Source organism: Streptomyces sp. NPDC007162, from assembly GCF_040634175.1.
Classification (GTDB): Bacteria; Actinomycetota; Actinomycetes; order Streptomycetales; family Streptomycetaceae; genus Streptomyces.
Genome location: NZ_JBEYFC010000226.1, coordinates 1 through 13,521 on the forward strand (window position 1 = coordinate 1; position 13,521 = coordinate 13,521).

Annotated in this window: 10 protein-coding genes; 4 read left to right on the forward strand and 6 right to left on the reverse strand. The window is 72.4% G+C overall.

The features are described 5' to 3' along the window. Both ABZ646_RS25075 and ABZ646_RS25080 read right to left on the reverse strand, forming a co-directional pair. A partial coding sequence (locus ABZ646_RS25075) for a nitronate monooxygenase (protein ID WP_360522985.1) occupies positions 1-2,293 on the reverse strand: 2,293 nt, incomplete at its 3' end. 743 nt (positions 2,294-3,036) lie between these two features. Continuing rightward, entirely contained in the window at positions 3,037-4,923 is a 1,887-nt protein-coding gene (locus ABZ646_RS25080) for a ricin-type beta-trefoil lectin domain protein (protein WP_360522987.1), read from the reverse strand. A gap of 414 nt (positions 4,924-5,337) precedes the next feature. Between ABZ646_RS25080 and galU the strand changes: the two genes are divergently transcribed. After that, positions 5,338-6,291, forward strand: coding sequence for a UTP--glucose-1-phosphate uridylyltransferase GalU (galU, locus tag ABZ646_RS25085; RefSeq protein ID WP_360522990.1), 954 nt, complete (start codon positions 5,338-5,340; stop codon positions 6,289-6,291). A gap of 69 nt (positions 6,292-6,360) precedes the next feature. On the opposite strand, the gene ABZ646_RS25090 is transcribed toward galU, so the two are convergent. Both ABZ646_RS25090 and ABZ646_RS25095 read right to left on the reverse strand, forming a co-directional pair. After that, positions 6,361-6,798, reverse strand: coding sequence for a DUF4442 domain-containing protein (locus tag ABZ646_RS25090; protein WP_360523008.1), 438 nt, complete (start codon positions 6,796-6,798; stop codon positions 6,361-6,363). A gap of 264 nt (positions 6,799-7,062) precedes the next feature. After that, a complete protein-coding gene (locus tag ABZ646_RS25095; RefSeq protein WP_360522992.1) occupies positions 7,063-7,611 on the reverse strand; it encodes a GNAT family protein in 549 nt (182 codons plus the stop codon). A gap of 198 nt (positions 7,612-7,809) precedes the next feature. On the opposite strand from ABZ646_RS25095, the gene ABZ646_RS25100 reads away from it, so the two are divergent. Both ABZ646_RS25100 and ABZ646_RS25105 read left to right on the forward strand, forming a co-directional pair. After that, positions 7,810-8,817 carry a hypothetical protein gene (locus ABZ646_RS25100; protein WP_360522994.1) on the forward strand — a complete coding sequence of 336 codons (1,008 nt, stop codon included), beginning with the start codon at positions 7,810-7,812 and terminating at the stop codon, positions 8,815-8,817. A 68-nt stretch (positions 8,818-8,885) separates the two neighbouring features. Continuing rightward, positions 8,886-10,196 carry an MFS transporter gene (locus ABZ646_RS25105; RefSeq protein WP_360522996.1) on the forward strand — a complete coding sequence of 437 codons (1,311 nt, stop codon included), beginning with the start codon at positions 8,886-8,888 and terminating at the stop codon, positions 10,194-10,196. Here ABZ646_RS25105 and ABZ646_RS25110 read toward each other — a convergent pair. Continuing rightward, positions 10,158-11,003: a fused MFS/spermidine synthase gene (locus tag ABZ646_RS25110; RefSeq protein WP_360522999.1), complete on the reverse strand. Its 846-nt coding sequence runs from the start codon at positions 11,001-11,003 to the stop codon at positions 10,158-10,160. The genes ABZ646_RS25105 and ABZ646_RS25110 overlap by 39 nt on opposite strands. Before the next feature lie 94 nt (positions 11,004-11,097). Then, positions 11,098-12,273, reverse strand: coding sequence for an elongation factor Tu (gene tuf / locus ABZ646_RS25115; protein WP_360523002.1), 1,176 nt, complete (start codon positions 12,271-12,273; stop codon positions 11,098-11,100). Between the two features lie 338 nt (positions 12,274-12,611). Here tuf and ABZ646_RS25120 point away from each other — a divergent pair, with 338 nt between their 5' ends. Further along, positions 12,612-13,373: a TVP38/TMEM64 family protein gene (locus tag ABZ646_RS25120; protein WP_360523005.1), complete on the forward strand. Its 762-nt coding sequence runs from the start codon at positions 12,612-12,614 to the stop codon at positions 13,371-13,373. The last annotated feature ends 148 nt before the right edge of the window (positions 13,374-13,521 follow it).

Sequence of the window (13,521 nt, forward strand, 5' to 3'; positions counted from 1 at the left end):
GGTCGAACTCCCGGCCCCGCCCGCCGTATCCGGCGTCGTCGAGGGCCCGTCGGGCGGCCTCCAGGGCGAGCAGCTGGACCGGCTCGATGTGGCCGAGGGAGGCGGGCGGGATGCCGTAGTCCAGCGCGTCGAAGGGAATGGGCGGCAGGAAGCCGCCCCACTTCGACGTGGTGTTCCCGTCCGCGTGGTGGACGGCCGGGTCCCAGCGCTCGGGCGGCACCTCGGTGACCGCGTCGCGGCCGGCCACCACGTTCGCCCAGAACGCGGCGAGGTCGGGAGCCTGCGGGAACATACAGGCCATGCCCACGATCGCGATGTCCAGCGGAGCGGGCGCGGGCGGTTCCGTCTGCTGCCGGGGCACCGGCCGACCCGCCAGGAGGTCGGCCGCACCGTCGGTCACGGCGTGGTGCAGGGCCGCCATGGTGGTCGTCGCCGAGCGCAGGACGACGACCTCGCCGGCCATGAACATCCCGTCATTGAGCTGGCGTTGCTCGTCGGCGGGTGTCAACTCGCCGGTGTCGGAGCGGTCGACGCCCTTGCTGGCGATGCGCAGCCGGCCGACGTTCAGCCGTTCCAGCTCCTCCCACAGCCGCCGGTCCGGGACTCCGTCGGCCCGCAGCTCGGCTTCGCGCTTGTGGTAGTTGAGGGTGAACGGGCTGGGCACACAGCGGGTGGCGTGACCGGGCGCGGTCTCCAGGAGGGCGGTCGAGGCGGCGGCCCTGACCTGGCGCTGGAAGAGGGGTTGGATCGCCCCCCGGTCCACCGCCTCCTCGGTGAAGAGGTAGGCGGTGCCCATGAGGAGGCCGACGGCCGCGCCCCGGGCGGTCAACGGCGCGGCGAGCGCGGCGACCATCGCGGCGGAGCGTTCGTCGTGGACGCCGCCCGCGAAGAACACCTGGACTCCTTCGACGTGCGGGAAGTCCTCCAGCACGGCGAGCTGGGCCTCCCACAGCGGGAAGCTCGCGCGTGGCCCGACATGGCCGCCGCACTCCGAACCCTCGAACACGAACTTCCGGGCCCCGGCCTCCAGGAACTGCCGCAGCAGCCCCGGCGAGGGCACGTGCAGGAAGGTGCTGATCCCGGCCCGCTCCAGCACCTCGGCCTGGGCGGGCCGGCCGCCGGCGACGATCGCGTGGCTGGGCCGCAGTTCGCGTACGGCTTCGAGCTGGGCGTTCCGCAGCTCCTCGGGGGCGAAACCGAGGACGCCCACGCCCCAGGGCCGCCCGTCCAGGGCCGCCTTGGCCTCGGTCAGCAATTCCCGGGTGCGGGCGCCGTCCGCGAGGGCCAGCGCCAGGAAGGGCAGTGCCCCGTCGTCGGCCACGGCCGCGGCGAAGGCGGCCCGGTCGCTGACCCGGGTCATCGGGCCCTGGGCGACGGGCAGCCGGGTGCCGAGGGCGCGGCTCATCGCGGAGGTCGCGGGCCGCAGCGCCGCGGCCGCTCCCTCGCCGGTCCCCCGTATCGCCGCCCGCACCTCCCGGACCGTTCGCCCGGCATCGCGCCATCGTTCGGCGAACCGCGCGGCGAGGAAGCCGTCCTGGCCCACCGGGAGCAGCTGGGTGCGCGGGTCCTCGGCGCCGAGCAGCGCGGCGACCGCGGCCGGGTCGTCGGCGGGCGGGCGCACGGTGTCCGGGCCGCGCCGGTGCAGGACCCGGTGCCCGGCCACGACCACCGTCTCGGAGCCGTCCAGGGAGCGCAGCGCGGCCGCTGTCGCCTCGGGCAGCCCGGACTCGGCGAGCAGGGCGAGTTGGCTGTCCAGGACGACCCCGGCCGCGCCGCCGGCCACCGCGGCCGCCGCCGTACGCGGCCCGATGCCGCCGCAGGCCCAGACCGGTACGCCCAACTCCGTTGCTGCGAGCAGCTGCTGAAGGAGGATGAAGGTGTTGAGCGTGCCGACCCGGCCACCGCTCTCGGCTCCCCGGGCGATCAGCCCGTGCGCGCCGGCCGCGACCGCCGCGCGTGCCGCGGCCAGATCGGTGACCTCGGCGAGGACCCTGCTCTTCGGGGCGAGTTGCGCGATGTCCCAGGGTGCGTCGGCGGCCAGGACCACCGTGTCGGGGGCCGGGTGCAGGTCGTCCGGGGCGAGCGCACAGCCCGCGCCCACCCGCACGCCGTACGGCCCGGGCGCGGCGCGGGTCAGCCGGGCCAGTGCCTCCCGGGTTCTTCGGTCACCGCGGCCGAGGTCGAGGACGCCGAGTCCGCCGGCGGCGCAGACCGCCGTGGCGAGCCTGGCGTCGGGTTCTCCGAAAGGCGTGATGCAGATGATCAGGTCGACGGCACGCACAGGGGACGTCATGATGCTCCGAATAATCGGGAGGACAGCACGGTGGGGGACTTGTGCGGCGGAGAGATCCGGGTGAGGCCACCGGAAACTAGCGAGTTCATTACTCGCGGGTCAATAACGGGGCGGCGCTATCACGCGGGGCAGCATTGATTCGGCCAGCTGGGGGAATTCACCGCAAGAGCCGAAAAACCGAGCAATCCCCTTCGGATCAGGGGCCGCGGGGCGCCCGGACCACTGGCACCACACCGTCACAAGCCCGTCAAAGCACCCCGGCCATTCATCCCGTCCTCACCCTGACGCAACGTGCGGTGCGGTGGCGCCGAGCTCTGTAAATTCGGGGTGTCCGCGGCCCGTGGCTCGATCGTGGCACACCGGAAACCCGCTCCGGACAGTCCTGCACGAACCCTGCATCAAGCCTGACAAAAACCTGACTCCAACTGTATTACTTCAAATGAAACACGCAGTCGGAAAAATTCTCGTAAACCCTTGAAGTAAACGGCCGGGGAGCTGCCGCTCGCCGGCCGTTCGTCGACGCGGATCCAGCGGTGGATCTTTGGCGACCGGATGATGGTCGTCGTCGACCGGGAAGGACCGGTGAGGCGGACTCCCGGGTCCCTGTCGCCGAAGAGGCCCTGTGGACGCATCCGCCGTCACAGTGCCTTGACGGTCCGTCAGCGGTACCGCCGGTGCGTAGGAGACGTAGATCCGGTGTGGCTTGTGCCAACGATCCGCAGTCCCGAAAGCGGAGGACCACTTCACGGTGAAGTGGCCCCCCGGGCAGCGAGCCCCGGTCGGCCGGACAGGTCCTGGCCGAGCAGGCTTCCCGCCCCGTGCGCGACGTCCGTCACGGTCTTCGCCACGGAGCCCAGCACATCACCGGCCGTCGCGGTGAGCGGCCCCACGGGGTCCGCGTGCCCGATGGCGCCGACAGGCGCGGACGGAACGACGGCGACGGGACGGTCGGAGGCCCCGGCCTGCGCGACCCGCGTGCCGTACGGTTCCCGTGGCGCAGCGGGCACCTGCCCCGCCGGGGCCGGGGTCCCGGGGGCCCCGGCGGGCCCGCCCTGCTCCGGAGGGGGCGTCACCGTCGGGGCGGCCACGGGCGGCATCGCCGTGTCGTCGCCCGCCGGTCGCAGGTCCCAGCGCTGCCCGACCGATCCGTCGCGGCGGGCCACCACCACATGGGTGGCGTCCGCGGCCAGCGCGAGGCCCTTGTCCCAGCGGAGCAGGAGTTCGCCGCGCACCGTGAAGTCGTACGACACCTCCCCCGCGTGCACCAGGCAGCCGGAGACCACGACACTGCGGGCACCGGGGTCGGCGGCGACACACAGGGTGGGGTCGAGGGCACTGCGCAGCATGCCGTCCTCCTGGTACGACCACTGCTGGGACCCGGCGTCCGAACACGTGCCGAGCCGCAGTTCGGCCCCCGCCCGCACGAGGCCCCCGCGCACGTCGACACAGAGTCCGGCGTCGAGGCTGCGCAGTCGGCCGTGGGCGATCTCGGGGGGTGCGCCCACCGACGCCGGCGACGGGGAGCCCGTGGCGGGCGAGCGGCCGGTGGGGCCGGGCCGGGTGACGCCCACGACGGGGGCGCCCCAGGTGGTGGCGCCGGGGTGCGCGACGCCGTTGTCGTCCGACCAGCCCTTGGCCGCGAGCACGGTCGCGAGCAGCACGAGGGAGACCAGGCCGACGCCGACGCCGACGGCCAGCGCCTTGCGTCGGCCGCCCTCCGGCACCGTGCGGTGCCGTCCGCCGGGCGCGGCCTGCCGCTCCGGTCCGGAGCCGGTCGGCCACGCCTCGACGGCGGCGCCGCGACCGGGGCGGCTGTCGAGATAGCGGCGGGCTCCCCAGCCGAGCACGGTCTCGGCGAGCAGGAACTCGAGACCACCGTCGAAGTGGCTCAGCTGTTCGGCGGCATGCCGGCAGTACCGGCACTCCGCGAGATGCCGTTGCACATCGGGGAGCAGTGACCCGCCCCGGCGAATGGGGACGTCGAGGAGACGGTTGTAGAAACGGCATTCCTTCGAGGGCGCGAGTTCCCGGTGCGCGCGCACGAGGCCGGTCCTGAATTGCTCGCGGGCCTGGTCGAGGGCGGCCGTCGCGGTACGGACGTCGACACCCAACAGACCAGCGGGTATGTTTATGGGTTCGGCTTCCACCTCGGTGTGCCACAGAAGGCATTGCGAGGCTCCGGGAAGCGCCCGGAAAGCACGTTCGGCGAGTTGCCGCCTTTCGGGGGTCCCGGGCTTCGCGGCACTGAGTCCGCGACCGCCGGTGGTTCTGCGCAGTTCCGGTACGACCACGGAAATGGCTTCGTCGGCGGCCCACGCGCGGACCGTCTCCCGTACGGCCACGAGCAGTTGCGGACGAAGGGCGCCGCCGACCGCGCCGCCGGCCAGCCGGCCGAGGACCCGCTCGAAGGCCGCGCTGGCGACCAGTTGCGCGGCGGGCGTGGCGGAGGCGAGGCAGACGACGGCGTACTCGCAGGTGGCACGCCAGTGTCTGGCCAGCAGCAGGGCGACGGCGTGGTGCCTGGCGGTGGGGTCCGCGGCGAGTTGGGCGACGAGATTGCGGTCGGACTCCCCGGGCGTCGAACCGGGGCGAGGCGGGTAGGGCGGCCGTGGGGGGTAGGGGGAGTGCACTGAACCATTTCCTTCCGAACCGCAGGACGGCATGCGAAATGGCGCCCTGAGGAATGCAGTGCCTGATTGGTGCGTACCTTCTGGAGCCCACAAGGACCGGCCTGACGGCCGTGCAGACCTCTGGACCCTCCCGCAGGGAGGCTCACCTTCGCACACGCCGCTCATAGGAAACAAGAAGTCAGGATGACCGAAGTTCAAAGTCGCGGTAATTCAGATAAGTTACCGGCGGTATCCACATCCTGATTGGATTCAGCGGTCGCACAGGTTCAACTTGTGTGCGCCATGGACCCGGTGGATCACGAAATCTTCAACTCCTCGGCGCCCGCCGTCACAACGGACGGCACCCGGCGTTCCACAGCCGCCTGACACGTTTCTCCCGGCCCGCTCTCATCCCGGTGCACCACCATGTGCCGCATGATCGCCCCCCACTCCTCCCCCGCCCCCGCGTCCCCCCGGACGGTGCGCAAGGCCGTGGTCCCGGCCGCCGGGCTCGGCACCCGCTTCCTGCCCGCCACCAAGGCGACACCGAAGGAGATGCTGCCGGTCGTGGACAAGCCGGCCATCCAGTACGTCGTCGAGGAGGCGGCAAAGGCCGGGCTCGACGACATCCTCATGGTCACCGGACGGCACAAGCGGGCCATCGAGGACCACTTCGACAGCGCCTTCGAGCTGGAACAGGCCCTGGCCGCCAAGGGTGACACCGTCCGCCTGGACGCGGTACGCGACCCGGCCCGGCTCGCCGACATCCACCACATCCGCCAGGGCGACCCGCTCGGCCTCGGCCACGCGGTGCTGTGCGCCAGGCACCACGTCGGCGACCAGCCCTTCGCGGTGCTCCTCGGCGACGACCTGATCGACGCCCGCGAGACCCTGCTCAGCCGGATGCTGGACGTCCGCGACCGCTTCCAGGGCAGTGTCGTGGCGCTGATGGAGGTCGACCCCTCGCAGGTCCACCTCTACGGCTGCGCCGCCGTCGAGGCCTCCGCCGAGGACGGGGTGGTCAGGGTGACCGGACTGGTGGAGAAGCCGGCCCCGGAGAACGCCCCGAGCAACTACGCGGTCATCGGCCGCTACGTCCTCGACCCGCAGGTCTTCGAGGTGCTGGAGCGGACCGCGCCCGGCCGGGGCGGCGAGATCCAGCTGACCGACGCACTGCAGGAGTTGGCGGCCGGCGGGACGGTGCACGGGGTGGTCTTCGACGGACTGCGCTACGACACCGGGGACAAGGGCGACTACCTGCGCACGGTGGTCCGTCTGGCCTGCGAACGGCCGGATCTGGGGCCCGAGTTCACGGCGTGGCTCAAGGAGTTCGTGGCGGGCCTGGCGGAGGAGGACGGGGCCGGGCGGGAACAGCGCCGCGCCGCCTGAGCGGCCCCTCGTGGAGGACGGGGTGAGGGCCCGGCGGCCCGCACCCCGTCCGGCGTTCCGACGCCCGGGTCAGCCGTTGGGGCGCAGGGTCCAGACGACCGACATCTCGCCCGAGACCGCGCCGTCCTCGCGCGTGATGGCGACGGCGACCGGGAACTCGGGCCGCCCGCCCGCGTCCAGTTCGGCGACGACGTCGGCGATGGGCCGGCCGAGCGTCGCGGTGGCCGTGACCGGGCCGAGGGCGACCTTCCGGTAGGCGATCTCGGCGCTGACCGCGAGCGGCACGGCCCGGGAGAGCTGGTCGCCGAAGGCGGCGAGGACGACCGCCCCGCTGGCGGACTCGGCGAGGGTGAACATCGCACCCGCGTGCGGGCCGCCGATGTGGTTGTGGAACTCACCCTGGTCCGGAAGCGACAGCACCGCCCGCTCCGGAGTCGTCTCCAGGTACTCCAGGTTGAGGGTCCGCACCATCGGGACCGTGGCGGCGAGCATCTCGCCGATCGACATCTGGTCTGTGCTCATACCTGCATGTTACTCACGGGTAGCAGAACCTGACCAGAGCCGGGGCGGTGCGCAGAGCCCCGACCCACTCGCCGTGGGTGAGCTGACAGCTGGTCGCACCGGCGGCATCGTCGTAGCAAGCCTCGAACCGTGGGCCGGCGCCAGTACTGCCTGCCGGGGGCGGTCAGCACGATGCGGGGCCGGCCGGCCCCGTGGCACCCCGCCGAAGCATCGGGGACCCAGCCGGTCCTGGCGGCAGGACCCACGGCATCACGACTCCTCATTCAGCAGCGCATACATGAACATGTCCCGGCGTTCACCCCCGACCTGCTGCCACCCCCGCAGCAGTCCCTCGCGCCGGAATCCGGCACGCTCGGCGGTTCGCACGGAGGCCGTGTTCCACGGCTCCACCCACAGTTCGAGCCGGGGAATCCGCAGATCCCGCAGAGCCCAGCCGACCACTGCGTTGACAGCAGCCACGGCGGCGCCCTGACCGCGCGCCGCCTTGACGACCCAGTAGCCCAGAGACGCACGGCCCTGTTCCCTGTCCCTCAGCCACAGCCCCACCTGGCCGACCGGCCGACCGGCAGCGGTCGCGATCACGAACGTGTACCCGGCCCTCGTGGTCGCCCGGCCCCACTGCCGTTCGATGAACGCGACGCCCGCCGGCTCGGAATACGGCGAGGGCACCGTCGTGATCAACGGGATGTAGTCGTCCTCCGACGCCTCACGGACCAGCGGAAGGTCCGACAGACGCCACGGCCGAAGCACGAATCCAGCACCGGCGGCGAGTTCAGGCACGTCAAGCGGTTGCTCCATCCACCCATCCTTCCGTTGTCCGAGCCCGGCCCGCACGCACATTTCGAGCACCGCCGGCCGTTCGCGACACCGGTGCCCCCAGGGGCTCCGACCATGAGGGCCGAGGGCGTTCTGCTGCCCGTTGTCGGCCGCTCACCCGATCCCTGCGGGGACCGGACCGGACCGGGCCGCCGGCACCCTGGATTAGGGTTACCAGCCATGTGGCCAGAACAGCAGCCGCCAGGGGGCGAGCAGAACCCGCAGAACAACCCGTACCAGCAACCGGGTTACCAGCAGCCGAATCCGTACCAGCAGCCCGGCTACCAGCAGTATCCACAGCCGGGCGGGTACGGCCGGCAGCCGCAGTGGGGTCCGCCGGGACCCGTCGGCGCACCGCAGGGACCGCAGGGCGGGGGCGGCGGCAACCGGACCCGGCTGGTCGCGATCATCGCGGCCGCGGCCGTCGTGGTGGCGGCCGGGGTGACCGGTTTCCTGGTGCTCGGCGGCACGAAGGACGACAAGGCGGACAGCGGCAAGAACCAGGGGACCCCCCGGTCGCCTTCGGGGACCGCGTCCGCCTCGGCCACCGCCTCGGGCGACGACAACCCGCGCGGCGACGGCACCGGCGAGAAGCCGACGGTCGCGGGCTGGAAGACCGTCGTTAACCCCAAGTGGGGCACGGCCTTCGACGTGCCTGCCGACTGGGAGGTGCTGTCCTCGGGCACCTCCGTCGGCTTCGAGGACAAGGAGGGCAAGCCGATCATCACGATGTCGGCGCCCGCCCAGTACAGGTCGAAGTGGTGCACGAGCGACGACGACAAGGACGGCAGGACCGAGGACACCGCCCTGGCGGCGGTCGGCACCAAGGGCGAGAGCGGCGCGAAGACCCCGGGCGACGCGGCCGTCAGGGAGGTGCCCTGGTGGGTGTACGGCGGCTATACGTATCCGGACAAGAAGAGCATCGGCTACGACAAGAAGGCCACCGCCTACACCACCGCGTCGGGCCTCAAGGGCGCCTACGCGTGGGCCCGCTCGACCGGCACACCGGCCAAGGGCAAGTGTGCGAGTGACGGCAAGGCGATCACGTTCGGGTTCGAGAACTCGGCCGGGGACCTGGTGTCCTGGGACTTCTACGGTGCCAAGGGCGTGAACGGCGAGGTCCCGACAGCGACGATCATGAAGATCCTCAGCACGGTCCGGCTGCACGGCACCCCGACCGGGGGCTGACCGGATGCGGGGCTCGACGGCCGGCAAACGGTTTGGCAGGCCCGGTCCCGGGCGGGGATAGTCAGGCGGTGACCTCCACCTCCGACGTCCCCGGCACCCCCGCCCGCCTGCGCAGACCCGCCTGGGCCGGCCGCAACTACGGTCTGCTGACCGCGGCGGCGATCGTGACGAGCCTGGGTGCCAACGGCTCGCTGATCGCCGCCGCGTTCGCGGTGCTGGACGCGGGCGGCGACGCCGGGGACGTCGGCCTGGTGGCGGCCGCCCGCACCCTCCCGCTGGTGCTGTTCCTGCTCGTCGGCGGCGCGGTCGCGGACCGTTTCCCCCGCCACCGGGTGATGGTCGCGGCCAACACCCTGAACTTCTTCTCCCAGGGCGCCTTCGCCGCCCTCGTGCTCGCCGGCCAGCCCCGGTTGTGGCAGATGATGCTGCTCACCGCGCTGGGCGGTACCGGCCAGGCGTTCTTCAGCCCGGCGGCGGAGGGAATGCTGCTGTCCTCGGTGAGCGGGGAGCAGGCGGGCCGGGCGTTCGCCGTGTTCCGGATGGCGATGCAGGGGGCCGCCCTGGGCGGCGCGGCCCTCGGCGGCGCGCTGGTGGCGGCGGTGGGCCCCGGCTGGGTGCTGGCGGTGGACGCCGCGGCGTTCGCGGTCGCCGGGACGCTGCGTTCGTTCCTCGACGTCAGCCATGTCCCGCCGCGCGCTCCCGGTGGCGGGATGCTGGCGGACCTGCGGGACGGCTGGCGGGAGTTCACGGGCCGCCCCTGGCTGTGGGGCATCGTCGTCCAGTTCTCGATCGCGAACGCGGTGCTGGGCGCCGCCGACGCGGTCTACGGCCCGCTGGTGGCACGCAACAGCCTCGGCGGCCCGGGTCCCTGGGGTCTCGCCCTGGCCGCGTTCGGCGCGGGCACGGCGGCCGGTGCCCTCCTGATGACCCGTTGGAAGCCCCGCCGACTGCTGTTCGTCGGCACCCTCTGCGTCTTCCCGCTGGCGCTGCCCTCCGCGGCCCTGGCGGTACCGGTGCCGGTGGGCGTCCTCTACGTGGTGATGTTCGTGACCGGGGTGACGGTGGAGGTCTTCGGCGTCTCCTGGATGACCGCGCTGCACCAGGAGATACCCGAGGAGAAGCTCTCCCGGGTCTCGGCGTACGACTGGTTCGGCTCGGTCTCCCTGCTGCCGCCGGCGATGGCGCTGGCGGGCCCTGCCGAGGAGGCCTTCGGGCTCGGCCCCGCTCTGTGGGGCTGCGCCTGTGTGATCGTCGTCGTCACGGCCGCGGTGCTCCTCGTGCCGGACGTGCGCAACCTCACCCGCCGTACGGTCGCGGTGACCGAACGGCCCACGCCCGCGTCACCCGATGCCGAACGTTCCGCCGGGGGGCTCGGGTGACGGCACCGCGTCCGCGTCCCCGACCGAGTGGGCGCCACCCACGAACTCCCTGAGCGCGCTGCCGTGTTCGACCCGCGCCGGGAAGGCGTCGGCGGCCGTGCGACGGGCCAGCGCACCGGCGTCGATCGGCCGGTGCGAGGCGATGAGCACCGCGTTCCCGAACCGCCGGCCGCGCAGCACCCCCGGCTCGGCGATGACCGCAAGCTCCTCGAACACCGCGGCGAAGGTGGCGAGTTGCGAACGCAGGAAGGCGAAGGGGGCGGAGTCCGCGAGGTTCGCCAGGTACACCCCGTCGGCGCGCAGCACCCGCTCGGCCTCCCGCGCGTAGCCCAGCGAGGTCAGGTGCGCGGGGATCCGGGAGCCGCCGAAGACATCGCCGATGATCACGTCGGCCGAGTCCCCGGGAGCCCCTTCCAGCCAGCCCCGGGCGTCGGCGGTGTGCAGGGCGATCCCCGCGCCGTCCGCCAGCGGCAGATGCTCGGTGACCAGGTCGAGCAGCCCCCGGTCGGCGTCCACGACGTCCTGTCGGGACCCGGCCCGGGTCGCCGCCACGTAGCGGGGCAGGGTGAGCGCGCCCCCGCCGAGATGCAGCACGTCGAGAGCCGCCCCGGCCTCGGCCACGGCATCCAGCACGTACCCGAGCCGCCGCGCGTACTCGAACTCCAGATACGTCGGTTCGTCGAGGTCGACGTACGACTGCGGCGCCCCGTCCACGGTCAGCAACCACGCCCGCTCCCGATCGACGTCGGGCATCAACTTGGCGGTGCCGTACTCGGTGACACGCACGACGGGTATGGATTCGTTCACGTCTCCATTGTGCGATGCGCATACCCACCCGGGGGCGCGGGGAACTGCGCGACCGGCCTCCACCGGCCCGCAGTCCCCCACGTACCGCAACCGCCTACGAACCCTGGACGCCGGTCACCGTCCCCGCGCCCACGGTCCGGCCGCCCTCCCGGATCGCGAACCCGAGCCCCGTCTCCAGGGGCACGTCCCGCCCCAGTTCCACGGTCATCTCCACCGTGTCCCCGGGCCGGGCGACGGCCACCTCACCGAGGTCGACGTCCCCGACCACGTCCGCCGTACGGATGTAGAACTGCGGCCGGTACCCCGTCGAGACCGGGGTCGTACGACCTCCTTCACGCCCCGACAGCACGTACACCCGCGCCGAGAACCGCCGCGCCGGCACCACGCTCCCCGGCGCCGCGACCACATGCCCCCGCCGCACCGCGTCCCGCGGCACCCCGCGCAGCAGCAGCGCCACGTTGTCCCCGGCCTGCGCCTCGTCCATCGGCTTCCCGAAGGTCTCCAGACCCGTGACGACGGTCTCGACGTCCGCGCCGAGCACCTCGACCCGGTCCCCGACCCGCACCGTCCCCCGCTCGACGGCCCCGGTCACCACGGTCCCGCGCCCGGTGATGGTCAGCACGTTCTCCACCGGCAACAGGAACGGGGCGTCCAGATACCGCTCCGGCATCGGCACGTAGGTGTCCACCGCGTCGAGCAGCGCCTCGATCGACGCCGTCCAACGCGGGTCCCCCTCCAGCGCCTTGAGCCCGGAGACGCGCACGACGGGCACCGAGTCACCGCCGTAGCCGTGCGCGCTGAGCAGCTCGCGGACCTCCAACTCGACGAGTTCCACCAGCTCCTCGTCGGCCGAGTCCGCCTTGTTCAGCGCCACCACCACGTGGTCCACGCCCACCTGCCGGGCGAGCAGCACGTGTTCGGCGGTCTGCGGCATGATCCCGTCGAGCGCGGAGACGACGAGGATCGCGCCGTCCAGCTGCGCGGCTCCGGTGACCATGTTCTTGACGTAGTCGGCATGGCCCGGCATGTCCACGTGGGCGTAATGCCGGGTGTCCGTCTCGTACTCGACGTGCGCGATGTTGATGGTGATGCCGCGGGCGGCCTCCTCCGGGGCCCGGTCGATGCGGTCGAACGGCACGAAGGTGCCGGTGCCGCGCTCGGCGAGGACCTTGGTGATGGCGGCGGTCAGGGTGGTCTTGCCGTGGTCGACATGGCCCATCGTGCCGATGTTGAGATGCGGTTTGGTGCGGACGTACGCCGTCTTGGGCATGGCTGTACCTCGAAGCCTCTTCGGTACGGAGAGACGCCTCGTCAAAGACGCGAGACGCGGGGACCCCGGGGAACTCGCCGACCCTCCCCCTGCGGGGTCCGCCGGACGTTCCGGGGAGGGTCAGCTTCGGGCGCCGTCGGCAGCGGCCGTGAGGAACAGGACGGCAGCCTTCGGCGCATCCGCGACTGCGGACGCTGCGAGGAGGAAGGCGTACCGGAACATGACGCAGATCATTGCCGATGCGTCGCCGCACGTCGAACGGTTTTCCGCGCCCCACGTCCACCCAACGGACAGCGACCGTACGGCGATCACACATCCGCTTCGGTTAGTGTCGCCTGATGCTCGATGCCAACCGCTCTGGCACCGCCACGGCCCCTTCCCGGGTCACCGCCACGGAGCTCGCCGTCGCCGTTCCTCCGCCGGGCCTCACGTCCCGCTGCACGAGAGTGCTGCTCTCACCGTGGTCCCGGCTCTCCCTGCTGGTCGCCCTGCTCGCGGCGGGCGGGGCGTCGGTGCTGCTCTTCGAGCCCCAGAAGCTCATGACCCACGGCTGGCCGCCGCAGGCCCGGGGCGGCACCGCCCTGGTGATCTTCATCGTGGCGTACGGCTTGGTCACCGTGGCGTTCGTGCCCCGGCCCTTCCTGAATCTCGCGGCCGGCGCGCTCTTCGGCTCGGCCCTCGGCATGGGCGCCGCCATGGCTGGCACCGTCCTCGGCGCGTGGATCTCCTTCGCGCTCGGCCGGATGCTCGGCCAGGACGCCCTGCGCCCGCTGCTGCGCGGTCGGCTGCTGAGGGCGGCGGACAACCAGTTCAGCAGCCACGGCTTCCGTTCGATGCTGGCGGTACGCCTGTTCCCCGGGGTCCCGTTCTGGGCCGCGAACTACGCCGCGGCCGTCTCCCGCATGCGCTGCGCCCCGTTCCTGCTGGCAACCGCCCTCGGCTCGATCCCGAACGTGGCCGCCTACGTGGTGGCAGGCGCCCGAGCCTCCACCCCGACGTCCCCGGTGTTCCTGATCTCGGTGGCGGCCATCGTCATCCCGGCGGTGGCGGGCGCTGTGGTCGCCTGGAGAAAACGCCACCACCTGCGCGGCCCGCGATAGGCGGTTCACTGGGTCCCGTTGCCGGTGGTGTTCGTGGCCGGGGAGACGCCGATGTTGTTGAAGATGGGAATGTTGTTGTTGATGATGATGACGTTGCCGCTTCCCTGGCTGCTCCCACGGCCGCTTCCCTGACGCCCGGAGCCGTCGT